The 22511-nt window shown below is 57.5% G+C and carries 26 protein-coding genes; 6 read left to right on the top strand and 20 right to left on the bottom strand.

Translation table 11 applies throughout. The annotated features are described in order from the left end of the window. Positions 1–97 precede the first annotated feature (97 nt). The 8 genes from ACOMDU_RS11160 to ACOMDU_RS11125 all read right to left on the bottom strand — a co-directional run bounded on the left by ACOMDU_RS11160 (position 98) and on the right by ACOMDU_RS11125 (position 6552). On the bottom strand, positions 98–2185 hold the full coding sequence (locus tag ACOMDU_RS11160; RefSeq protein WP_421130387.1) for a heavy metal translocating P-type ATPase: 2088 nt from the start codon (positions 2183–2185) through the stop codon (positions 98–100). A 3-nt stretch (positions 2186–2188) separates the two neighbouring features. Next, the gene (locus ACOMDU_RS11155; RefSeq protein WP_421130386.1) at positions 2189–2458 is read right to left on the bottom strand and encodes a DUF6110 family protein; all 270 of its coding nucleotides are present in this window, start codon (positions 2456–2458) and stop codon (positions 2189–2191) included. A gap of 94 nt (positions 2459–2552) precedes the next feature. Further along, entirely contained in the window at positions 2553–3329 is a 777-nt protein-coding gene (locus ACOMDU_RS11150) for a ZIP family metal transporter (RefSeq protein ID WP_421130385.1), read from the bottom strand. A 27-nt stretch (positions 3330–3356) separates the two neighbouring features. Further along, a complete protein-coding gene (locus ACOMDU_RS11145; protein WP_421130384.1) occupies positions 3357–4058 on the bottom strand; it encodes an L-2-amino-thiazoline-4-carboxylic acid hydrolase in 702 nt (233 codons plus the stop codon). Between the two features lie 15 nt (positions 4059–4073). After that, positions 4074–4679: a class I SAM-dependent methyltransferase gene (locus tag ACOMDU_RS11140; RefSeq protein ID WP_421130383.1), complete on the bottom strand. Its 606-nt coding sequence runs from the start codon at positions 4677–4679 to the stop codon at positions 4074–4076. 4 nt (positions 4680–4683) lie between these two features. Continuing rightward, complete coding sequence (locus ACOMDU_RS11135; RefSeq protein WP_421130382.1) at positions 4684–5298, bottom strand: class I SAM-dependent methyltransferase; 615 nt, start codon at positions 5296–5298, stop codon at positions 4684–4686. 353 nt (positions 5299–5651) lie between these two features. Next, the gene (locus ACOMDU_RS11130) at positions 5652–6161 is read right to left on the bottom strand and encodes a ferritin (protein WP_421130381.1); all 510 of its coding nucleotides are present in this window, start codon (positions 6159–6161) and stop codon (positions 5652–5654) included. Continuing rightward, positions 6151–6552, bottom strand: a complete 402-nt coding sequence (locus ACOMDU_RS11125) for a Fur family transcriptional regulator (RefSeq protein ID WP_421130380.1) — start codon at positions 6550–6552, stop codon at positions 6151–6153. Before ACOMDU_RS11125 ends, ACOMDU_RS11130 begins: the two co-directional genes overlap by 11 nt. A 195-nt stretch (positions 6553–6747) precedes the next feature. On the opposite strand from ACOMDU_RS11125, the gene ACOMDU_RS11120 reads away from it, so the two are divergent. From ACOMDU_RS11120 to ACOMDU_RS11105, 4 genes are read left to right on the top strand one after another with little or no spacing between them, the layout of a single operon-like run. Continuing rightward, on the top strand, positions 6748–7164 hold the full coding sequence (locus ACOMDU_RS11120) for an RrF2 family transcriptional regulator (RefSeq protein ID WP_421130379.1): 417 nt from the start codon (positions 6748–6750) through the stop codon (positions 7162–7164). A gap of 12 nt (positions 7165–7176) precedes the next feature. Next, on the top strand, positions 7177–7497 hold the full coding sequence (locus ACOMDU_RS11115; RefSeq protein ID WP_421130378.1) for a thioredoxin family protein: 321 nt from the start codon (positions 7177–7179) through the stop codon (positions 7495–7497). A gap of 10 nt (positions 7498–7507) precedes the next feature. Next, positions 7508–8431 carry a thioredoxin-disulfide reductase gene (trxB, locus tag ACOMDU_RS11110; RefSeq protein ID WP_421130377.1) on the top strand — a complete coding sequence of 308 codons (924 nt, stop codon included), beginning with the start codon at positions 7508–7510 and terminating at the stop codon, positions 8429–8431. Between the two features lie 11 nt (positions 8432–8442). Continuing rightward, positions 8443–8961, top strand: a complete 519-nt coding sequence (locus ACOMDU_RS11105; RefSeq protein WP_421130376.1) for a ClbS/DfsB family four-helix bundle protein — start codon at positions 8443–8445, stop codon at positions 8959–8961. Positions 8962–9127: 166 nt separating this feature from the next. Here ACOMDU_RS11105 and ACOMDU_RS11100 read toward each other — a convergent pair whose 3' ends face one another. The 12 genes from ACOMDU_RS11100 to ACOMDU_RS11045 all read right to left on the bottom strand — a co-directional run bounded on the left by ACOMDU_RS11100 (position 9128) and on the right by ACOMDU_RS11045 (position 20890). Beyond that, positions 9128–10309 (bottom strand): FprA family A-type flavoprotein, encoded by a 1182-nt coding sequence (locus ACOMDU_RS11100; protein ID WP_421130375.1) that lies wholly within the window; start codon positions 10307–10309, stop codon positions 9128–9130. 95 nt (positions 10310–10404) lie between these two features. Then, positions 10405–11268, bottom strand: a complete 864-nt coding sequence (locus tag ACOMDU_RS11095; RefSeq protein ID WP_421130374.1) for a nitroreductase family protein — start codon at positions 11266–11268, stop codon at positions 10405–10407. 169 nt (positions 11269–11437) lie between these two features. Continuing rightward, positions 11438–12649, bottom strand: coding sequence for an FprA family A-type flavoprotein (locus tag ACOMDU_RS11090; RefSeq protein WP_421130373.1), 1212 nt, complete (start codon positions 12647–12649; stop codon positions 11438–11440). An 18-nt stretch (positions 12650–12667) separates the two neighbouring features. Next, positions 12668–14581, bottom strand: a complete 1914-nt coding sequence (locus ACOMDU_RS11085) for an acyl-CoA dehydrogenase family protein (protein ID WP_421130372.1) — start codon at positions 14579–14581, stop codon at positions 12668–12670. An 18-nt stretch (positions 14582–14599) separates the two neighbouring features. Then, entirely contained in the window at positions 14600–15037 is a 438-nt protein-coding gene (locus ACOMDU_RS11080; protein WP_421130371.1) for an RrF2 family transcriptional regulator, read from the bottom strand. 384 nt (positions 15038–15421) lie between these two features. Next, complete coding sequence (locus tag ACOMDU_RS11075) at positions 15422–16105, bottom strand: zf-HC2 domain-containing protein (RefSeq protein WP_421130370.1); 684 nt, start codon at positions 16103–16105, stop codon at positions 15422–15424. After that, positions 16102–16587 (bottom strand): RNA polymerase sigma factor, encoded by a 486-nt coding sequence (locus tag ACOMDU_RS11070; RefSeq protein ID WP_421130369.1) that lies wholly within the window; start codon positions 16585–16587, stop codon positions 16102–16104. The genes ACOMDU_RS11075 and ACOMDU_RS11070 overlap by 4 nt, the downstream gene beginning before the upstream one ends. 243 nt (positions 16588–16830) lie before the next feature. After that, entirely contained in the window at positions 16831–17355 is a 525-nt protein-coding gene (locus tag ACOMDU_RS11065) for a YcxB family protein (RefSeq protein ID WP_421130368.1), read from the bottom strand. 85 nt (positions 17356–17440) lie between these two features. After that, positions 17441–18007: a hypothetical protein gene (locus ACOMDU_RS11060; RefSeq protein ID WP_421130367.1), complete on the bottom strand. Its 567-nt coding sequence runs from the start codon at positions 18005–18007 to the stop codon at positions 17441–17443. A 132-nt stretch (positions 18008–18139) separates the two neighbouring features. Then, entirely contained in the window at positions 18140–19363 is a 1224-nt protein-coding gene (locus tag ACOMDU_RS11055) for a sensor histidine kinase (RefSeq protein WP_421130366.1), read from the bottom strand. Next, entirely contained in the window at positions 19360–20061 is a 702-nt protein-coding gene (locus ACOMDU_RS11050) for a response regulator transcription factor (protein ID WP_421130365.1), read from the bottom strand. Before ACOMDU_RS11050 ends, ACOMDU_RS11055 begins: the two co-directional genes overlap by 4 nt. 91 nt (positions 20062–20152) lie before the next feature. Next, positions 20153–20890, bottom strand: coding sequence for a hypothetical protein (locus ACOMDU_RS11045; protein ID WP_421130364.1), 738 nt, complete (start codon positions 20888–20890; stop codon positions 20153–20155). Between the two features lie 295 nt (positions 20891–21185). Between ACOMDU_RS11045 and ACOMDU_RS11040 the strand changes: the two genes are divergently transcribed. Beyond that, on the top strand, positions 21186–21740 hold the full coding sequence (locus tag ACOMDU_RS11040; protein ID WP_421130363.1) for a hypothetical protein: 555 nt from the start codon (positions 21186–21188) through the stop codon (positions 21738–21740). 486 nt (positions 21741–22226) lie between these two features. Beyond that, positions 22227–22511, top strand: a 285-nt coding sequence (locus ACOMDU_RS11035; RefSeq protein ID WP_421130362.1) for a hypothetical protein, incomplete at its 3' end; no start/stop codon positions are given.

Genomic DNA, 22511 nt, shown 5'->3' with positions numbered 1-22511 from the left:
CTCCGTTTCCTTGGCTCATTTCGCAGTTAGTCTCCTCTAACCGCCATGCTTTGGAGTGGGGCAGGGATACAGCTTTCAGTTTCCCTGCCCCGATTCCTTATAATTTGTTTTCGTCCAGCAGGTCGGTCATATTCCGCAGGCTGATGCCCAGCGTGGAGCCATTGTGCAGCAATGCCGAGGTGGTGGGCGGCAGTACCCCCGCCACACCCAGTACGATCAGCGTCAGGTTGAAGCCCACGATGAAGCGGTAGCTGCCGTGGATACGCTCCATCAGTGCCTCACCGAGCCTGCGCAGTGTTACCAGCGCAAACAGATCCTCCGAGGAAACGGTGATGTCTGCGATCTCCCGGGCGATGGCCGCACCGGTGGAGATGGCGATGCCCGCGTCCGCCTCCGACAGAGCAGGGGAGTCGTTGACGCCGTCGCCCACCATGATAACGGTGTGGCCCTTCGCCTTTTCCTGCCGGATAAACGCGGCCTTGTCCTCCGGCAGCACCTCGGCATACACGGCGTCCACGCCCACCTCGGCAGCCACAGCCTCCGCCGTGCGGCGGTTGTCGCCGGTCATCATCACCACGTTGGCAAAGCCGCTCTCGTGCAGTGCCCTTATCGCCTCCCGCGCCTCCCGGCGCAGGGGATCGTGGATGCAGATCACCGCCGCCAGCTCCCCGTCTATGCTGAGGTACAAGTGGGAATACGCGGCGGGCAGCGCGTCAAATTTCGGCTGCTCTCCCTCCGGGATGCGGCAGCCCTCGTCCTCAAAGACGAAGTGGGCGCTGCCGATAATGACCTTCTTGCCCTCCACCATACTGGAGATGCCGTGGGCCACCACATACTGCACCTGCGAATGGTACTCCTCGTGGGTGAGCCCGTGCCGCTTTGCCTCCGCTACCACGGCGTTTGCCATGGAATGTGGGTAATGCTCCTCCAGACAGGCGGCAAGGCGCAGCATTTCCGCCTCGTTGTGTCCGCCGAAGGGGATGACCGCCGCCACGGTGGGCGTCGCATAGGTCAGCGTGCCGGTCTTGTCGAACACAATGGTGTCCGCCTTGGCCACCGCCTCCAAAAAGCGTCCGCCCTTGACGGAGATGTGATAGCCGCTGCTCTCCCGCATGGCGGACAGCACCGCGATGGGGATGGCCAGCTTCAGGGCGCAGGAGAAGTCCACCATCAGCACCGAGAGCATTTTCGTCACGTTCCGGGTCAGAAGATACGTCAGTGCCGTGCCGCCCAGCGTATAGGGCACCAGCCTGTCCGCCATCCGGGACGCCTTGTCCTCGGCGGTGGATTTCAGCTTCTCCGACTCCTCGATCATGTGAACCACCCGGTCATACCGCCCGCTGCCGGAGGATCTCTCCACGGAGATGACGCACTCGCCCTCCTCCGCCACCGTCCCGGCATAGACGGGACTGCCGGGGTGCTTGGCCACAGGCATGGACTCGCCGGTGAGGGAGGACTGGTTCACCATGGCCTCGCCCTCCACCACCCGGCCGTCCAGCGGGATCATGCCGCCGGTGCGGATCACGATACGGTCGCCCGGCTTCACATCGGTGATCTTCGTCAGCACCTCGGCGCCGTTTACCTGCTGCCAGACACTGTCCACCCGCAGGCTCATAGCGGAGGCGAGGTCGGCCACGGACTTTTTGTGGGTCCACTCCTCCAGAATTTCGCCCAGATGCAGCATGAACATGACGGAGCCGGCGGTGGCAAAATCGCCCCGTGCCATGGACACCGTAACGGCGGTGGCATCCAGCACGGCGACGGACAGCTTGCCGTGCCACAGTGCCGAAAGCCCCTCCCGGATGTACTTTACGGAGCGGAGCAGTGCCAGCGACGTGGTGATGGGCGCAGGCAGGAACAGTTTGGAGATACACCGCCGTATGACGGCAACTGCCAGCTTGTCCTCAAACTCCCGGTTCAGCGCCCGGGAGGTATGCTCCGGCACCAGCTCCATGGTCTCCGCCTTGGCGAAGGAGAAACGTGCCAGCGCGGAGACAACGTTCTCCCGTTTCCCGCCGTACACCACCACCGCGTCCTGCGTCCGGTCGTAGACCCTGACGGAGCGCACGCCGTTCTGGGCACGCAGATAATATTCCAGCACATCCGCTTGGGGTAATGTCATCCGCCCGCAGCACAGGTGTACCCGCAGTCGTCCGGTCGTTTCGTGTAGGATCTTGCACTTCATGGCTCACTCCGCCTTGCTTTCCTCCGCAGAAGCGTCCTCCACCACAGCGGCAGCCTCCGCCTCCGCGCGGCATTCGTTGATGGCCTTCGCATCGGCGTAAACATCCTCCGCACCCTCACGCACCGCCGTGACCGTTTTCATCACGCTCTCCTTGGCACGCAGTGCGGCAGCAGTGGTGTGGGCGTAGACCTTCTTGGCGTCCTTGCTGCCCAGCAGCTTGATACCCGCCGTGCCGAACAGCACGCCTGCTGCAAATAAACCGATTTTTTTCATGATGATTGTCCTCCTATATAAAATATATATATGTCAAACCGATGGCCGCGATGGCGGCATCGGAATGAGTTTCGTGTTTTTTCTTCCCGAAATCCTATCCCAGTGCCACATCCAGCGTCATCATGACGCTAAAGCCCACGGCAAAGAAAATCGTGCCGATGTTGGAGTGCTTTCCCTGTGACATCTCCGGGATAAGCTCCTCCACCACCACATAGAGCATGGCGCCTGCAGCAAAGCTCAGAAAATACGGCAGCGCCGGGATCACGAGCTGCGCCGCAAGAATCGTCAGCATCGCGCCGATAGGCTCGACAACGCCGGAAAGCACACCGCCGAAAAACGCCTTGCCCTTGCTCTCACCCTCCGCCCGCAGCGGCATGGAGATGATCGCTCCCTCCGGGAAATTCTGAATGGCAATACCCAGCGACAGGACAAGCGCACTCGCCGCCGTGATCTGCGCGTTCCCCGCAAGGAAACCCGCATACATGACACCCACCGCCATTCCCTCCGGAATGTTATGTAGAGTCACCGCCAGCACCATCATGGTGCTGCGGCCCAGCCTGCTTTTCGGGCCCTCCGCCTGGTTGCTGCCCACGTGAAGGTGAGGGATCAGATGGTCGAGCAGGAGCAAAAACAGTACGCCGACCCAGAAGCCGATAAAGGCGGGAAGGAAAGACAGCTTGCCCATGCCCTCTGACTGCTCGATGGCTGGAATCAGCAGGCTCCAGATGGACGCCGCCACCATCACCCCGGCGGCAAAGCCCGCAAGGGCGCGCTGCACCAGATCGCCAAGGGATCTTTTCATAAAGAACACGCAGGCCGCGCCCAGTGTTGTGCCCAAGAAGGGAATCATGATTCCAAGAAAGGTTTCCATTTGCTTCACCGCCTTTGCGTTGCAGTATTATTTGTTCTTTCTGAATCCCGCCTCGTCCCGGTATTCGGGATGTTCTTTTAAGTATGGGTCTTTGTCGCCGCAGATGGTATAGTCGCATTTGCAGCCGTCCACACAGGTAGTCGTCCTTACCAGTCTTGCGTGGAGCAGCTCCATGGAAGCAAAGTCCACATTGCACAAGGCGGGCATGATGTCCGTAAGACCGTGCCGGATGGCAAATTCCGCTGCCGGACACGATGTAAATTCATAATAGATGGGCTTGCCGTTTTCATAAGGTGCAACCGTCATCTCGTAATCGTGCCATTTGTCGCAGCCGCCTTTCGCCCGCACAAACGCCCTGTACATCTGCTTCCTCCAGAACGGCTTGTTGCAGTCCACAAAGTGCAGCCTGCGGAAGATCGGCAGGATCAGATTTTCCTCCATCTCCTCGATCTCGTGGAAGGATGCGACGGCTTTGCAGACTGTGTAATAGCTCATGATGGCGATGCAGTCGTAGGTGCCGCCTACGCCGTTGTGGAAGTTCCGCTTGCCGCCCAAATCGGTGCGCCAGTCGGAGAGGAAGTCCGCATACTGCCGCTGTACCTTTTCCCATATCGCCTCCCGCTCCGCTTCCGGGTAGTGCAGGCCGATCTTCGCCCGTATCTCCTTCTTGCAGGGCTTGGAATACAGCACATGGCATTTGCGGTCAAATAGGAGCTTCTTGTCCTTCACCTGTCTGCTTCTCCCTCATTTCCGCGCCGTGATGCAGAGCCAGCTTTTCTTTTTGTGTATCCGCACCTCGTGAAAACCCGCCTGCTCCAGATACGCCTTTAACTCTACGTCCTTATAGATGGTCATGCCGCCGATGATCTCCGTCCACTTTTCGTCCCTGTCTGTGTCGCCGTTGCTCTCGTTGCAGATGAGAAATGTCGCACCGGGCTTCAGCACCCGGTAAACCTCCCGGAAGCACTGCGGCAGGTCAGGCCAGAAATAGACGGTTTCAAAGGCTGTGACCGCATCGAACCAGTTGTCCGCAAGCATCATATCCGCCACACTGCCTTGCAGAACGGCGCAGCGACCCTCCGCTATGGCGGCCTCGTTGACCTTTTTGGATTTCTCCACACTGACAGGCGAATAGTCAATGCCCTTGACGATCCCCTGCGGGCATTTTTTCAGCAGCCGCCGGATATTCGCACCGCCGCCGCAGCCGCAGTCCAGCACCCTGGCGTCCAGAGTAAGCTCCAAAAAGTGAAGTCCCCACCGTGCCACAGGACTGTGCCCCAGGTTCATCATGGCGACCATGATTTTCCCGCTAAGCCCCACAGGCTTTCTGGTGTTCTCAAAAAATGACATCTTATCACACCTCCGATTTCACACATTCCGCATAGGTCAGCGGGAAGGACGCCTTTAGAACAGCGCTTTTCCGCACCGTCCAGCCATTCTGCCTTAGGAAGCGCAGGTATTCCTCGCCCGTCCACCTGCCGTGGAGGGGGAAGCCTGCCATCTTCATGAAAAATGCCCTGACCTTGCCGAAAATAGAATTCTCCGCGTGGGTGAAGGTGGGCGCGATGAGCACGCCGTCATCCTTCAGAACCCGGCAGATCTCGGTAAGGGCCTTCTCCGGCTGCGGCACAATGTGCAGTGCGTTGGACACGATCACCACGTCGAAGGACTTGTCTGCATAGGGCAGGCGGAACATATCCTGCACCGAAAAGTGCAGCTTTGCCGAGCGGTTATCCCGCTTTGCTTCAAGAATCATCTCCGGGGAGGCGTCCGTCGCCTCGATGTGCGCCGCCGCGTTCACGATATGCTTTGTGATCAGCCCTGTACCAGTGGCAAGCTCCAGCACCGTTTTTGCTTTCACGACCGGCCGGATCAGCGCATACATCTCTTCATACGCCGCCCGATCCTTTCGCATAAAGCGGTCGTAACGACCGGCATTTCTGTCCCAAAAATTCTTTCGTTCTTTCATAGCCGTTGCCCTTATCACTTCTTTGTTTCTTTGCCGCCTTGTACCTCTCAGAAAGGATTCAAAGTACCGCTAGATTTTCCCGTGCGGGCATCTGTCCCGCCGCTGCCTGGCGTATTCCAGCAGGGCGGCACATGCCGGGCAAAGCGCCTCGCCCCTTGTCCCATGCACCCCCCCGGCAATACCGGCGCACCATGAGGGTAACAGTTTCGATCTTCTTTTCCTTGTTCAAGCTCCGAATTCCTTTCTGTCCTATATGCAGTTAGCCATCTCTAACTTTATGGTGGAAGAAAAGGCAGGCCACCTGTATGCAGTCTGCCTTTTATCTGATGCGAAAGCCCGCAGCCGCGCGGGGCTTACAGCACCAGCGAGGGCGCGGTGTAGACCCGTGCCTTTAGCTCGCTGTTGAGCATATACAGCCCCTTGCTGTCACCGCCGAACAGCTCCATCTTGGTGATGAGGTCGGCGGCGTTCTTCTCCTCCTCGCCCTGCTCCTTGATGAACCAGTCCAGCATCTGCATGGCGCGGAAGTCCTTTGCCTCGTATGCAGCGGCGTAGATGGTGTCGATGCTGGCAGTGACCAGCTTCTCATGCGCCAGTGCCTTTTTCAGCGGGGTCATGTGGTCGCCCCGTTCCCACTCCGGCCTTGCGATGGCCTCAAAGGTGACGCCCTCGCCGTTGTTCTGCAAATACTGATAGAACAGCATGGCGTGATCCCGCTCCTCCTGCGCCTGCACCCGGTACCAGTTCTCAAAGCCGTCTAATCCCACGGAGGCGTAGTAATTGGCAAAATCCAGATACAGATAGGCGGAGTAGAACTCCTTGTTGATCTGCTCGTTGAGCAGCTTAGATACGTTAGCGTTCATGGTGCTTCTCCTTCATAATAACATTGTCTTTTTCCTGCTCCCGGCAAGCGGGACAGATATACCGGATCCGGAGGTCGTAGGAGAGGATCTCCTGCCCCAGTGCCTCCCGGATCCGCTCCTGCATATTCGGCAGCCGAACGTCCGTGATTTTCCCGCACCGGCTGCAAATCAGGTGATCATGTCGTTCCGTCCGGTCGTACCGGTCCGGCGAACCCGGCTCGGTGATGCGGAGCAAAAGCCCCTCCTCCGCCAAACCGTTCAGGTGCTTATATACCGTACCCAGAGCGATGCTGGGATGCTCCCTCTTCATCTCCAGGAACACCTGCTCCGCCGTGGGATGCTGCTGCAGCTCCGTGACGGCGGCCAATATCTCCTCTGCGTATTTCGGCATACTGCGCCCCTCCAAAATAAGAACTATTCTTGTTCTTGTTTTCCATTATACGCATATTCGCCCTGTTGTCAACAGCTATGGAGGGCTTCCGCTGAAAAAATTGACGAAAAAGCTTGACATGCCAAACTGTATCTGCTATAGTTACAGTATAAACTGTGCTTTTCACAAGCACAGTTTATCGCAGGAGGGATAACCATGGACAGTTCCTTTAATCTGGCCGTTCACGCGCTGGTCTGCCTGAGCCACAGCGGACACTCCCTCAGCAGCGAGACGCTGGCGGAGAACATCTGCACCAACCCCACCCGCGTTCGCCGCGTCATGGTGGGGCTGAAAAAGGCGGGAATGGTGGAGACCCGGGAGGGCTTGGACGGCGGCTACCGCCTGACGGCAGACCCGGCGATGCTGACCCTGCGGCAGGTGGCAGAGGCGGTAAACACCCGCTTCGTGGACTGTGCGTGGCACAGCGGGGACATCGACCGTGACTGCGCCATCTGCTCCGGCATGGCGGGGGTCATGGACGCGCTGTACCGGAACATGAACGAGGAATGTGCCGCCTATCTCTCGCGCATTACGATCACAGATATTGAAACACGACTCTTTACACAGAAATAGGAGGATTTTACGATGCTTACCATTACGACCAACCGCTTTGAAAACGACGTTCTCCGCGCGGACAAGCCCGTGCTGGTGGATTTCTGGGCCCAGTGGTGCCCCTACTGCCGCCGTATTGCTCCGGCCTTCGACAAGGTCGGCGAGCAGTACGCAGACACCCTCATCGCCGGGAAGATCAACTACGACGAGGAGCCGCAGCTCATCCAGCGCTTCGGTATTGACACCATCCCCACGCTGCTGCTCTTTAAGAACGGTGAGGTGCTCGGCTCCATTGTCGCCCCCGGCTCCAAGGCGGCCATAGATGCATTCATCAAGGAAACTCTTTCTCAGTAAGGAGACGGCCATGGAAAAAATCCACGATATAATCATCATCGGCGGCGGCCCCGCCGGATACACCGCCGCCCTGTACGCCGCCCGTGCCGGACTTTCCACGCTGGTGCTGGAAAAGCTCTCCGCAGGCGGGCAGATGGCGCTGACAGAGCTGATCGACAACTATCCCGGCTTTGAAAGCGGCATCGACGGCTTTACGCTGGGCGAAAAAATGCAGCAGAGTGCCGAGCGCTTCGGTGCGGTGACGGAGCTGGCGGAGGTGTACAAGGCAAGCCTTTCCGGGAAGATCAAGACGTTGGAGACCAGCGAGGGCGTCTTTCAGGGGCGCACGGTAGTTATCGCCACCGGCGCGTCGCCCCGTCCCTTGGGCGTTCCCGGCGAGGAAACGCTTGTTGGAAAGGGCGTTCACTACTGCGCCGCCTGCGACGGCGCGCCCTATCGGGGCAGGACCGTGGCGGTGGTAGGCGGCGGCAACTCCGCCGCAGCGGACGCCCTGACCCTGTCCCGTATTGCAAAAAAGGTCTACCTCATCCACCGCCGGGACAGCCTGCGGGCAACGAAGGTCTATCATGAGCCGTTGATGAACGCGCCCAATGTAGAATTCTGCTGGAACAGCACCGTCTCTGCTCTGCTGCACGAGAACCGCCTGACAGGGCTTCGGCTGAAGGATGTCAACACCGGCGCGGAGCACGACCTTGCCTGCGACGGTGTGTTCATCAGCGTGGGCAGAGCTCCGGCAACGGAGCTGTTTCAAAGCGAGCTGGCGCTGGACAAGGCCGGCTATATCATCGCCGACGAATCCACCCGCACGAACCTCCCCGGCGTGTTTACCGTTGGCGACGTGCGCACCAAGGCGCTGCGGCAGGTGGTCACCGCCGTGGCCGACGGCGCGGTGGCCGTCCACTACGCGGAGGAATATCTAGCGGAGAACCGGTAAAGGAGACTGTCTTGAGAACATACAGGGATAAAGAGGATCTCAAAAACGAGATCCGTCAGAGCTTTGAAAAGTACATTTCTGAGTTTGATACGGTCCCGGAAGCCCTGAAGGATAAAAAAGTACCCGGTGTGGACAGGACACCGGCAGAGAATCTTGCGTATCAGGTGGGATGGACAACGCTGCTTTTGAGCTGGGAGGCTGATGAGAAGCGCGGAATGGACGTGGAAACACCGTCGGAGCAATTCAAGTGGAACCAGCTGGGCGACCTGTACCAATGGTTCACGGACACCTACGCCCATTTGTCCCTGGCGGAATTGAAGGGCAAATTAAATGAAAATATCGCCGCGATCCAGACCATGATCGATTCTATGAGCGAGGAGGAGCTGTTCCAGCCGCACATGAGAAGGTGGACAGATGACGCCACCAAAACAGCGGTGTGGGAGGTGTACAAATTCATCCATGTCAATACCGTCGCGCCCTTCGGAACGTTTCGGACGAAGATCAGGACGTGGAAAAAGGCAGCGCTGTAAATTGCAAGGAAGTGCAGCAAAAAGCGCAGCCGCAGATGTTCTCTGCGGCTGCGCTTTTATCCATTCTCAAGGCTTCGGCCTCACGCAGCACCATATTGCCGTCTAAATCAGCAACGCCGTTTCACTTTTGATGCATCGGGCGGCCGGATGAAACCAAACTCGGTGCCTACTCCGCGCAGAGCTCAGCCACCAGAGCATCCATCTGTGCCTCACTGGTTTGGTTCAGTGCGCCGCGTAGCGATACCTCCGTTTCGCACAGTCGGAGATCCTTCATGTTCTCCAGATCAGCGCGCATCAGCCGTGCGGCGGCAGGGGCCCAGGAGCCGTTTTCCATCAAGCCGACCCGGCGGCTCCGGAAGCCCTTGGCCTGTAAATGCTCCAAAAACGCTCTCATGGGTGGAAACAGCCCACCGTCATAAGTGGAGCACGCCAATACCAGCTTCCCGCAGTAAAATGCGCTGGTCCCGGCATAGGAGAGGTCTGTCACCGTCAAATCGCACAAGGTAACTCGCACGCCTTTTCCCTCCAGCTTGCCCTTGAGGATCTCCGACGCATGGGCGGTGTTTCCGTGGATGGACGCATGAGCGATCAGTATGCTCTCCGGTTCCTCCGGCTTCCACTGTGACCACAGGTCATACAGCCGCAGATACTCCTCCAACCCCTCTGTGAGCATCGGGCCATGGAGCGGGCAGATCGTTTTGACCTCCAGCGCGGAGACCTTTTTCAGCAGAGCCTGCACCTGCGCGCCGTATTTGCCGACGATATTGTAATAATACCGCCGCGCCTGTGGTGCCCACGGGGCGCGGGCAGTCCGCTCCAGTGCGCCGAAGCGGCCAAAGGCATCCGCTGAAAACAGGATCTTTTCTGTTTCCTCATACGCTGTCATTACCTCCGGCCAGTGTACCATCGGCGCCAGCAAAAAGCGCAGCCGGTGCGTACCCAAGGAAAGCGTATCTCCTTCGCCAACCTCCAGCATACGGTCCTCTGTCAACGCACCTGTGCCGAAAAACTGCTTGATCATGGTAAATGTTTTCGCATTTCCCACGAGCTTCATCTCCGGGTACCTTTGCGCCAAATGCATGAGGCTGCCGGAATGATCCGGCTCCATGTGTGTGACCACAAGATAGTCGGGGCTGCGCCCCTCCAGCACCTGCGCCACATTGGAAAGCCATTCCTCCGCCGCCCGTGCGTCCACGCTGTCCATCACAGCGATCTTCTCATCCAAAATGATATAGGAGTTGTAGCTCACACCCATAGGCTGGACGGGGTACTGGTTTTCAAAGAGTGTCAATGTGTTGTCGTCCGCCCCTACATAGCGGATCGCATCCGTTACCGTTCGGATGGCCATCGGAAAAACACCTCCTGATTTTCTGCTTGGAACCGGCATTAGCCGGTTTTTCTATCTGAATCAAATGCTCCCAATAGGGGACGAAAACAGCGCCGCTACACCCGGCACACGGCCGCCGCGCGATGCCCTGCGGGCAGGCCGTCCGGCGCATCCGGGGAAAGCTCCCAGCGCACCCTTCCCGCCCACTGGGAGGCGACGGCGGAGAAGTGGAGCAGCACGATGCCCAGATCCAGCGCGGCGTCGAGGTTGTCGGTGTAGGCGTCCTCCTGCTGCACCAGATAGATGCTGTGGCCACGGACAAGGAAGCCGTAGGGCTGGCGGTTGAGGTAGCTGGGGGACAGGGAGGCGGCGTAGAAGGCCTGCCAGAGCATATCGTCATAGAAGTCCATCATTTCATCAAGCCCGGACTTGTTGCTCCAGCTTTCCATGTGGACCAGCTCATGCACGCTCTTTTTCGGCGCGTAGTACTGCTGTTCGGCCTGCACATCGATCTGCGACATGCTCTGAATGTTCATCCGCAGCTTTTTCGCCGTCTTTTCTCCGTAGCCGAAGGCCACGATGGCCGCCACCTCCAGCGGGGTGGTGAGGGACAGAGCCTTTTTGATCTTGTCGCTGTCGGTAAAGGTCAGCCAGCAGGTGTCGATGTCCAGCTCCGTCAGCTTGAGGACAAGATCCTCCATCATGTACCCGGCGTTGACGCCCGCGTGGATGTGCCGGGCGGACATAAGGAGCAGATAGTGCGGCGCACCGATGAGGAACTGCTGGTAGCCCGCGGAGCTTTCCAGTGCCGGCTGCGCGTCCTTGTCCAGCACGATCAGCTCCGTGGCGATCTCCGGAACAAGGCGGGGGCAGGTCTTTTCATAGTAGGTGCGAAGCTGGGCAAGCACCTCGTTCGGCACCTCCTTTCCGCGAAAGGCGCGAACGGACTTGCGGTTTTGGATCATAGCACTGTAATTCATAGTAGCATCTCCTTTCCGAAACTCGTTTTGTTACGTTCTGACTCGCTGTGCCTCTTTTGGAAAAAGGGCGGACAAGCGCGGGATCGTGCTTGTCCGCCCTCTCTCGCGGAATACGGTCTCCCCGGCAGGGAGGCGGCAGCCTATTTCTTTCTTCCGCTCCCCGCGCCGGTCACTGCACGGACTCCAAAATCGCGTCCGCCAGCGTTTCCAGCTCAACGGCCTTGTCCTCCCCCAGCGAGGAGGCGAGACTGAGCCGCTCGTTGAGCACCGTCATGTTCTTCAGCTCGTCGTTGACGAATTTTTGCATGAGGTCGCCGGACTTCACCGCCCATGAGCCGTTTTCAATGAGGGCGAAGGTGCGGTTTTGCAGGTTCAGCGCCTTCATGTCCATAAGGAAGTCGTGCATGGCGGGGTAGATGCCCAGATTGTAGGTCACCGAGGCCAGCACGATGTGGCTGTACTTGAACGCCTCGGAGATCAGCTGGGACACGTGGGTGGAGGACACGTCGTACAGTGCCACACGGCTCATTCCCTTGTCGCAGAGCCTTGCCGCAAGTGCCTGCGCCGCGTTCTCCGTGTTGCCGTACATGGAGGCGTAGACGATCAGCACGCCCTTTTCCTCCGGCGCGTACCGGCTCCATGTGTCGTACTTCCCGATGAACCAGCCCAGATTCTCCCGCCACACCGGGCCGTGGAGGGGGCAGATATACTTGATCTGATCCAGGATCCCACCGGCCTTTTTCAGCAGGAGCTGGATGTGGGGGCCGTACTTGCCCACGATGTTGGTGAGGTAGCGGCGGGCATCGTCCAGCCAGTCCCGCTCAAAGTCCACCTCGTCGGCAAACAGCTTGCCGTCCAGCGCGCCGAAGGTGCCGAAGGCGTCGGCGGAGAACAGCACGCCGTCGGTGAGGTCGAAGGTCACCATGGCCTCCGGCCAATGCACCATAGGTGCGCCCACAAAGGTGACGGTGTGCCGGCCGAAGGAGAAGGTGTCCCCCTCCTTCACCTCGATGCACTCGTGGTCGTCCACGTGGAAGCCGAACTGCCGCATGAGCATAAAGGCTTTTTCGTTGGAGATGACCTTCACCTTGGGATGCCGCAGTAAAATCTCCTCGATGCAGGCGGCGTGATCCGGCTCTAAGTGGTTGATGAGCAGATAGTCCAGCTCCCGCCCGTTCAGGACGTGGTTCAGGTTCTCCAGCAGCTGGCGGCAGGCGGACCAGTCCACGGTGTCGAACAGCACCGTTTTCTCGTCCAGCAGACAGTAGGCGTTGTAGCTGACGCCACGGGGAATGGGGAAGCAGTTTTCAAACAGGGCAAGGCGGTGGTCGTTGGCGCCCACCCAGTAGAGGTCGCTGGTCACATTACGCACACAATACATATCTCATACCCTCCCGGCTCAAGCCTTCACAAATTGATCCTTGCCCTCCGCGCACTCCGGGCACACCCAGTCGGCGGGAAGCTGCTCAAACAACGTACCCGGCGCGATCTCGCCGTCCTCGTCGCCCAGCTCCGGCACATATTCGTAGCCGCAGCCGCCGCACACATAGGTGTCGCCGATGGGCGTGGGCTTGGGCGGCGTGGGACGCTTCATCTTCACCATCGGCGGTGCGGGCTGCTTCTCGCCGCTATCCAGCGCGGCGGTGAGCAGGGGCAAAATCTCCATCACGTCGCCCACGATGCCGTAGTCGCAGTTCTTGAAGATGGGTGCGTTGCCGTTTTTGTTGATAGCCACGATGGTGGAGGCGTCCTTAATGCCCTTGAGGTGCTGGGTAGCGCCGGAGATGCCGCAGGCGATATAGAGGTTGCCGGTGAACTTCTGTCCGGACATACCCACATAGCGGTCAAGGGGCAGGTATTTGAGAGTCTCCGCCACAGGGCGGGAAGAACCGATGGCCGCGCCGGCGGCCTTGGCCAGACCCTCTACCAGCTTCATGTTCTTCTTCTCGCCGATGCCCTTACCGGCGGAGACCACACGCTCCGCCTTGGGAATGGGCGTATCCATGGGGATACCCACGGAGAAGTCGTGGCCGTCCTTTTTCAGTGCCGCCACCAGATCGTTGACCTGCTGGGCGGCGTCGCCCTCCCGGAAGATGGTGCGCTTGCGGATACCGGTGATGGGCGCGGGCTTCTTGGCCGTTGAGCGGCTTTCGCCGCCGCTGCTCTTGCCCAGCCTGCCGATGAGATGGGAGGCGATGACCACCCGCTGGATCTCGTTGGTACCCTCATAGATGGTGGTGATCTTGGCGTCGCGGTAGGCGCGCTCCACCTCCATGCCCTTGAGGAAGCCGGTGCCGCCGTGGATCTGCATGGCGTCGTTGGTGACCTCCAGCGCGATGTCCGAGGCGTACATCTTCGCCATGGCGGACTCCATGCCGTAGGGGGCGTGCTGCTCCTTCAGCTCCGCCGCGGAGTAGACCAGGAAGCGGGCGCAGCGCAGCTTGGTGGCCATATCCGCCAGCTTGAAGGAAACAGCCTGCTGTGCCGCGATGGGCTTTCCAAACTGAACGCGCTCCTTGGCGTAGGCCAGCGCGTGCTCAAAGGCCCCCTGGGCGATGCCCAGTGCCTGCGCCGCGATACCGATGCGGCCGCCGTCCAGCGTGGACATGGCGATCTTGAAGCCGTCGCCCTCCTTGCCCAGCAGGTTCTCCTTGGGTACCTTCACGTCGTTGAAGATCAACTCCGCCGTGGAGGAGGAACGAATGCCCATCTTGTCGTAGTGGTCGCCGAATTCAAAGCCCTTCCAGCCCTTCTCCACGATGAAGGCGGAGATGCCCCGGGTACCGATGTCCGGCGTGGTGACGGCGAATACCACATAGGTGTCCGCCTTGGGCGCGTTGGTGATAAAGATCTTGCCGCCGTTGAGCAGGTAGTGGTCGCCCTTGTCCAGTGCCGTGGTCTCCGTGCCGCCGGCGTCCGACCCTGCGTTAGGCTCGGTAAGGCCGAAGGCACCCAACTTCTCGCCTCTTGCCAGCGGTACGAGATACTTCCGCTTCTGCTCCTCCGTGCCGTAGGCGAAGATGGGCCACGCGCCCAGCGACACGTGGGCGGAGAGGATCACGCCCGCGCCGCCGTCCACACGGGCCAGCTCCTCCACGGCGATGGCATAGCTGAGAATGTCAAGCCCCGCGCCGCCGTATTCCTTGGGGAACGGCAGCCCCAGCCAGCCCAGCTGTCCCATCTTTTGAACAGCCTCATCGGGAAACTCGTTGTTCTGATCCAGCAGGAAAGCAAGAGGCTTGATCTCCTCCTCCGCAAAGGCTCGGATCTTGGCGCGCAGCTCCTCGTGCGCGGGTGTGGTCTGAAACAGCATACGGTGTACCTCCTTATGTCACGTTTGTTGGGTCACTTCTTCTTTTTTAATTGCTTCACCGGTCAGCAGCCGGTGCAGGCTCACGGCGCGGAACGCCTCGTCCTGCTTTCGCTGCAGCTCCGTTAGCTGGCAGTGGATGGCGCATTTCCCGTGTTCACTTTGCCAGCGGCAGTTATACCCCGGCTCCATGCAGGCGCACAGGACGTCATGCTCTCCCATCACGACCATAAGGTCGTAGAGATTGACGTTACGCAGGTCGCAGGACAGCCGGCAGCCGCCGGACGCGCCCCGGCTCACCTGCACCAGTTCCCCAGTGGAGAGCTTTCGCAGGATCTGATAGGCGAACTGCATGGGGATCAGCTCCGTCTCCGCCATCTCGGCGGCGGAGTGCTTCTCTCCGTCCAGCAGTACCCGCAGCATCCGCAGTGCATAGTCTGTTTCCCTTGTGATGAGCATATTCCTGCATCCCCTTTTCCCTTGGTTGTATTTTCATTCTATCAATCTTGATAATATTTGTCAAGATTGATTTCGGAAGAAATTTCCCTCCTTTCCGCTCGTATTCGGAAAAAATGCCCCGCCTTGTGCCGCAAAACACCGACAACGTCAGCCTCGGCGTGGGGCTCCATTATGCACGAGCACGACCATGCCCGCTGAAAATCAGAGCGGCGGGACAGTTTACTGTCCCGCCGCCCATGGTTCAAGCTTCTGTTAGACTGATAGATTGAAATGGATCGAGCTGCTTCGGCAATTCGTTTTCTTCAGCTGGAGCCGCCTGCTCTTGCACGGCGTCCGCTGTTGGCTTTGCGGGTCTCCGCGCCCCATACCCCGGCCTCAAAGCGCTTATTCATTTTGCAATGCCTGAGAAAGTGCTTCCCAAAATGTAAGACGACTACTGACAGATATGCTTATATCGGGCGTATCGTCTACCGTGATCGCATAGCGGTTCCGGCTGGTTAGATGCGTAAAGGTGCAGATTTTCTGTTTTTTGTCAAGGCGGGCCAACAGAATGTTCTCGCTCATGTTTTCTGTATTCCAAAGACGAACCGTCACCGTCTCATCTAAGGGAGCGTCGGTTCTAATAATGATTCTCGTTGTGTTGGTGAAAAAGCTGTGAGCACCTATATCTTGGGCGGAACAGGAGAAATCGCCCTCAGAGAGATTTACCGCGCTTTCCAGACTGCCAAGAGATACCGGTGAACCCTGCCCTCTCATTATCATGATCGCCTTGCCTACAAAGAAGAGAGAGAGCATTGCAAACACAAAGAATATTACCGCAAACACCGCAGCCGCCGCTTTGCGTTTCCTGATTCTTTTTGAAAGGGAACGCGCAATTTCCTCGGAGCGCATATCGGTCGTTTCATTTGCGATGGTGGGCAAATCACTCTGCAAATGGCGATACGTTTCCCTGCATTTTTCGCAGGTTTTCATATGTTCGGCAACCGCCTGCTGGCTATCCTTAGAGCAGCAGCCGTCCATATAAAGAGGAAGCAGATCCTCTACAATACTGCAAGTGACATTATTCATATAGATGCCTCCCTCTTTTCTACTACTTTGATCTTTGCTCTGAAAAAAGTGACCTTTGCCCATGATTCAGACTTCCCAAAAATATGTGATATTTCCTTGAAGCTGAGTTCCCCTAAGACGCGAAGCAGAAAAACCTCTTTATACGGCTCAGCCATGCTGTGAACTGTTTTGTATATGGAAATCGCCTGATCCCTATCCAGCAGGCGGTCAACCAAGTCTGTCTGTTCTGCGGCTCGGTCTATTTCTTCCGTAGCGGTTACCTTTTCTCTTCTTTTACAATCCTTACGATACTCATTTTTCGCGATTGCACAGAGCCAAGTTTCAATTTTACTCTCTCCCTTATATTTGTCGAAATTGATATACGCTCGATAAAAGGTTTCTGCTGTTAGTTCTTCAGCACTCAGAAAATCCGCGCCAAGGGAAAGCAGATATCGAAAAACCAGAGGGCTGTATTTAGAATAGATGATCTCAAATCCGTCCACACAGTTCCCTCCCATCTCTTCAAATCTATATATTAGATTCCCAGCAAGCCAAAAAGTTACAAAGATCGAAGAATATTTCTTTCAACTATTTTTCCGTCTGAGGTTCGCCGGCTCCTTTTTTGAAAAACCACAGTCAGCGAAACGCCCTTTGCGTATACAACTGCAATTGTTCGACCTTGAGCGTATTCGTAAGCAAAAGCAGAAGCAAATGCGGCCCGCGAAAGGGCGTTATAGAAAATCCGTTCATTTCACATGCCGGAAGTCCTTTCCGGTCTTCTTCTCAAGAAATCGTTTGAATTCCTCCACCGTCCCGCCGGTGAGGGTGCGCTTGTCCAGAGGCTGCGCATAGCGTTTTTTCATCAGAAAGATGATGTAGTCCTGCGACTCCGCCATGGCGTCGATCAGTTCATAGCGAAACGTGGAGGTGGTGACCTCCGTAACGACGGTATAGGACTCCTCGCCGAACGCAATATGATAGTCCTTCGTGCCTGCCAGCGTGTTTTTACAGGCGATCATGCCATTGAATCGGTCCTGAAACAGCAGAACGGACAGCAGCATCACCTCTACCAGCAGGGAAGTCACCGTACTGGCATCAAGCGTAAAAGGCTCTCCGTCGAATGGGATCAGCAGCAATGCGTTGATGAAAAAGACGCTCCAGCCGAAAATGGCCCAAAGGATGCTGCGTTTTCGCCGCAGCACCTTGCGCATCGCGCGGGCAGCTACGGTCATAGATCGATTTGTGATATCACTGTGAATTTCAAAAGTCATGTGTATTCTCCGTTGTAAGTAATTCTGCACCCGCAGGGCGTTGGGGGCCTTGCAGCTGCCGCCGGGCAGCGCGGCTGGCGCTTGTTCATCGCATCAGCCGCATCTCATTCTCAAACTGCTCCATTGCCTCCTGTCGGCTGGGGACTTGTGCAAGCGTACAGGAAAACGGCTGGCCGAACAGGGGTTGGGACAGTGTCTCCGCCCAATGCGTCAGCACCTCCGGAGTGAGGGGGCGCTCCTCCCGGAGAAAGATCACCCCGTAATAGGGCGGTACAGACGGGGAAAGCAACTGTGTCAGCGGGACGCCGCTCCGGACGGAGGCGTTGCAGAAATGCATCTCCGGTGAAAAAAGCGGATAGTACAGCGCCCCGACGAACCAGTCCTGTTCACCGCTTCTAAGCCGCCTTGCCTGCTCCAGAAAGTGCGGATGATCCGGGTTATCCGGCTCCACAAACTCACCGTCCCGAATGGTCTGGTGAAGTGCGGAGAGGTTATGGAAATCAAAGTGGAAAAAGGGCGCCTCTCCCGCCTCGTCCTCGGAAAGAGAAAACTCAGCCGCGTCGAAAGGGTCCCAGTCCTTGCCGCAGCGGTAGTACCCCCACCAGTAGTTCCAGTCATAAATATGCAGATATTTTTTTGTTTTGCAGTCCATAGATGTACTCCATTCTGACAATGTGGGCACAAGAGGAAATCACGGGAAACTCTCCGCCCGGCACCAGCAAAGATTCTTTCCAGGCCCGTCCTTTTTGCAAGAGGGACGCTCGAAGGCGGCGCGGTGATCTTCTTATCTGCTCACCGGAAAGGATATCTCGAAAACGGCGCCGGTGTCCCCGTTGTAGGCGCGGATCGTACCTTTATGCAGGTGAATGATCTCCTTCGTCAAGGCAAGGCCGATGCCGGATTTGCCGCTTTTCCCCATGTAGAAGCGCTCAAAGATGTGGGGCAGGTCTCCCTCGGCAATGCCATCCCCATCGTCCTGTATCCGGATTATCACATTCCGTTTGTCGGGCCGGCAGGTCAGGCGCAGCTCGCTGCGGGCATACCGCAATCCGTTGGTCAGGATATTCGTGACCGCCCTGCGGATCTGCGTGTCATCGCATTTGACCATGACGGGTTCTTCAGGGAAGTCCGGCGCGATGGTAATGCCGCTGGCAGCGGCTGCCGGTTCCACGGCGCGTATGCTGTCGTAGAGCAGCTCCCGAATATCCGTTTCGGAAAGGGCAAGCTGCTGCCGCCCCATATCGATTTTCGAGATGTCCAAGAGTTCCTCCACCAGCTCCGTCATGCGGTCGCTTTCCTCCAGGATCACCTCCGCCGCGCTGGCCGTGTCCATCACGCCCGCCTGTATGCCCTCCGCATAGCCCTGTATCGCCATAAGCGGCGTTTTCAGCTCGTGGGAGGCATTCTGGAAGAAGGTCTGCTGCCGCTCCGCCTCCTTCTCAATATCACGGCCAAACCGGAACCCCAGCAGGCACATGACGGAGGAAATTGCCAGCAGCACCCCAAAGAACGCCCAGTTCAGCGTCACGATATAGCGGGTGATGGGCCCGATATCTATGTACATGATATAGGAATACGGTTTTTCCGAATTACCGTAGTCCTCCTGCACAGGCATGAAGATCAGGTGGTGCTTGTCTGCCTTGAAGTCGTGGCATCGATTGGGCGCAACAGACCGTTCACTGCAATACGCCAGCAGCTTTTTCTCCAGCCGATAGGTGTCCTGGCTCCATGTGTTGGGCTGGTAGCCGTTCTCCAGCTCAAGAAACACAATGCTGGGCGTGAAGAAATGCTCCTCCGCCCCGTCGTCCCAATCGTCATCATACACCTCGCCCTCATAGGTGTAAGGAATGGTGCGATTCTCATACTGCGCCTCGTTGCGCAGCGCCTTTTCCGCCTCGCTTACAAAGTGGGCGGGGATCACTACGTTCACCGCCAGCATGAAAAGGGCAAAGAGCAGCAGTGCCGCACCGAGGATCAGATACACGATCCGCAGCTTGATGTTTTTCATGTGCGCTCCGCCTCCTTCAGCTTATACCCAAAGCCCCATATGGTGCTTACGCTGACAGTGCTGCCCGCTTGCAGCAGCTTTTTTCGGATGCGGCGCAGGGTTTCATCGGTCACGCGGGTCTCCACCTCCGAGTCGAAGCCCCATACTGCATTAAGTAACTCCTCGCGGGAATAGGCTTTCTCCGGCTGCTTCAGCATATAGCTAAGCAGCCGCAGCTCGGTTTGGGTCAGCGCAACAGGTGTATTCCCGCAAAGGACGGCATTTTCCGTGGCGGAATAGCGGAGATCTCCATAGCGCAATTCATCTACTGCCGCCGCTGTTTTCCCCCTGTCCATCTCCACCCGGCGCAGCAGGGCTCTCACCTTCATGAGCAGTATGGTGGGACGGAAGGGCTTGGTGAGATAATCGTCGCTGCCTTGGCTGATGCCCATGACGTAGTCCAGCTCGCTGTCCTTGGCCGTAAGCAGGATGATGGGAATATCGGAAACAGACCGTAGCTCCCGGCAAACGGCAAGGCCGTCCGTGCCGGGCATCATAATGTCCAGTATGACCAGCTCCGCAGGCTCCTGACGGAATGCCTCCAGCAGCGCGTCGCCGTTTTCAAAGGAGCGCACGGTATATCCGTCACTTGCCAAAAAGCTATGGAGCAGTTCCCGAATGCTCTTTTCATCGTCCGCCAAATAGATGGAATGTCCCATGGTGACCTCCTTGAAAGCAGCGCCAAATGCTGCGCACAGGCGCAGCATCGGCGTCGTATTTAGTTCATCATATCAGAAAAACTCTTTGCCGTCAAAAGGGGCAGATGCCGCTTTCGCAGCCGGTATTGCCCCAAATGGTGTCGTACAGCTTGCACAGCTGGTTATCAAGCTCTACCAGACGGTTGTAGTCGGCGATCAGCGCGTCCTTTTCCGCGTCGGTCAGGAAGCTCAGGCTGCGGATGAAGGCGGCCTCATCGTAGTTGTCGAAGTCGTAGTCGTCTGGCAGGTTGAAGTACGCCTCGTCCACCTTGTCCCACAGATCGGCGTTCTTCTCGCAGAGGCGGTCATACTCCTGCTCCAGGGTGTCGATCTCATCCAGTACCTTGGGGTCGGCCTTTTCCAGTGCCTTCTCGTAAAGCGGCATATTGTCGCACTCGGGCAGCTGTCCATACAGCTTCTCCATCTGGGCATCCAGCTCGTTCAGCTCCTTGATGTCATTCAGAAGGGTCTCCTTCTCCGCCTCCGTCAGCGTAGTCATGCCGCGGATGAACGCCGCCTCGTCAAAGTTCTCGAAATCGTAGTCATCAGGCAGGGCATTGCAGGCCTCGTCCACCTTGTCCCACAGTGCTTCATTTCTCTGGAATACGGCATCGCTTTTTTCCTCCAGTGCCTCGATCTGATCCCAAATGGCATCCTCGTTTTCGGTAGCTATGAGGGTCTGCGGCTCTGCCTGATTGGGCGCAGCGGCAAATGCCGCAGTCGATGCTCCGATGGCTGTAACCGTCATTGCCAGTGCCAGTAAAAGGCTCCAAACTGTTTTCTTTTTCATGGTATGTTACGCTCCTTTTTTGAAGTATTTGTGGTTGTGTATCAACCTTGTCTGTATCATATCAGAAGAAGTCTCTGACTTCCCCCGCAAAAGTGCGGGGGAAGTGTCACAAAACTGTCACAAAGTCGGTATGCCGGCACTTTTCAAGGTAGCCTTGACATAGAACCGCCTTGACATCCATAGCTGTGATTGATAAGATAGACGCACCTTTCTGACGGGAGAGCCGTCGGAATGAACCGCAAATGACCCACTCATCGCGGCGGCGCACAGGCCGTCCGGCATGCGAAGGAGCCTTATGAACGGGACGCACAAGCAGATTTTTATCGTCATCACACAAACGGGTACGATGCTGTCCCGTATTCTGAAGCGTATCACCGGCGCGGAGTACAACCACGCCTCCCTCAGCCTGTCCCAGGACCTGACGAGGATGTATTCCTTCGGGCGCAGGCATCCCTATAACCCCTTTTGGGGTGGCTTCGTCATCGAATCCCCCCACGCGGGGACGTTCCGCCGCTTCTCCGATACCACCGCCATCATCCTTGCGGTGGAGATCACCGAGGAGCGGTACGCGGCGCTGGAGGCGACGCTGGAGGCCATGTGGGCGCGGCGGGAGCAGTTTTCCTATAATTTGGGCGGCCTGCTCCTGGCGTATTTCCACATCCTCTGGAAGCGGTCGAACTGCTACTACTGCTCGGAATTTGTGGAGGATATGCTGCTGCACGCAGAGGTGCGCGGCGCGTGTGAGCTGCGCACCCGTGTCGTCCAACCCATCCACTTCCTGAAGCTGCCCCACACCCGGCTGTACACCGGACGGCTGCGGGACTATCCGCATTGCACGGCGCCAAGGTAAGGGGGCTTTCACCGTGTCTGATGCGATCTACAAATAGAAGAGATCTTCGCTGCGAATGGACATTTCAGCGCATACACCGGTTGCGGAAGCGAAAAAGTGCCAACGCCCTTTGCGCTGCGAACACTGTTTGCAGGCAAGAAGTGTCTGTCTTATCATTTGCCTGAGACAACGCTCGCATATATTCAACATGGACTATACCGGAGCCAGACCATGAAACAAAAGACGCAGGGACGAGAGCTATCAACACTCGTCCCTGCATCTTTTGTCTTTAGTGACTATGATGAATATGCGGCCGTTTCCTATAGTTTTGCCTTGCGTATCTTGGGGCAATACATACCGAGCACAATGAATTCGCAGCCGCATCCGTTTTAATGCCGGTTTGAGGGCATTGCGCTCATGCCGTGTTGTCAGCTATTTGCTGCTGGCAGTGATACATATACCTCATACGGGTACTGTGAAACCATAACGCCCGACAGCGGCTATCAGATGGCAGAAGGCTCTCTGACCTACTCGCTGGCTGTGGCAGGTGGTGAAACGGTGAAGATCACCGGTAACCGCTTTACTATGCCTGCAGGCAATGTGACCATCACCTGCAAGTGGGAGACGGCCACAACGACTGTCAAGGGCATCACCAGCTTCTCCATCAACGGTGTGGCCGGCGCGGTGAACAACAGCACCAATACTATTACCATCACCATGCCCCGCGGCACAGATGTGACGAAGCTGACCCCGGTTATCGCCACCAACGGCGTCAAGTCCCTAACGCCCGGT

It is taken from the genome of Vescimonas sanitatis, from assembly GCF_049060325.1.
GTDB lineage: Bacteria > Bacillota > Clostridia > Oscillospirales > Oscillospiraceae > Vescimonas > Vescimonas sanitatis.
Note: the sequence above shows the minus strand (reverse complement) of the source record. Positions and strands in the feature narration are given on the sequence as shown.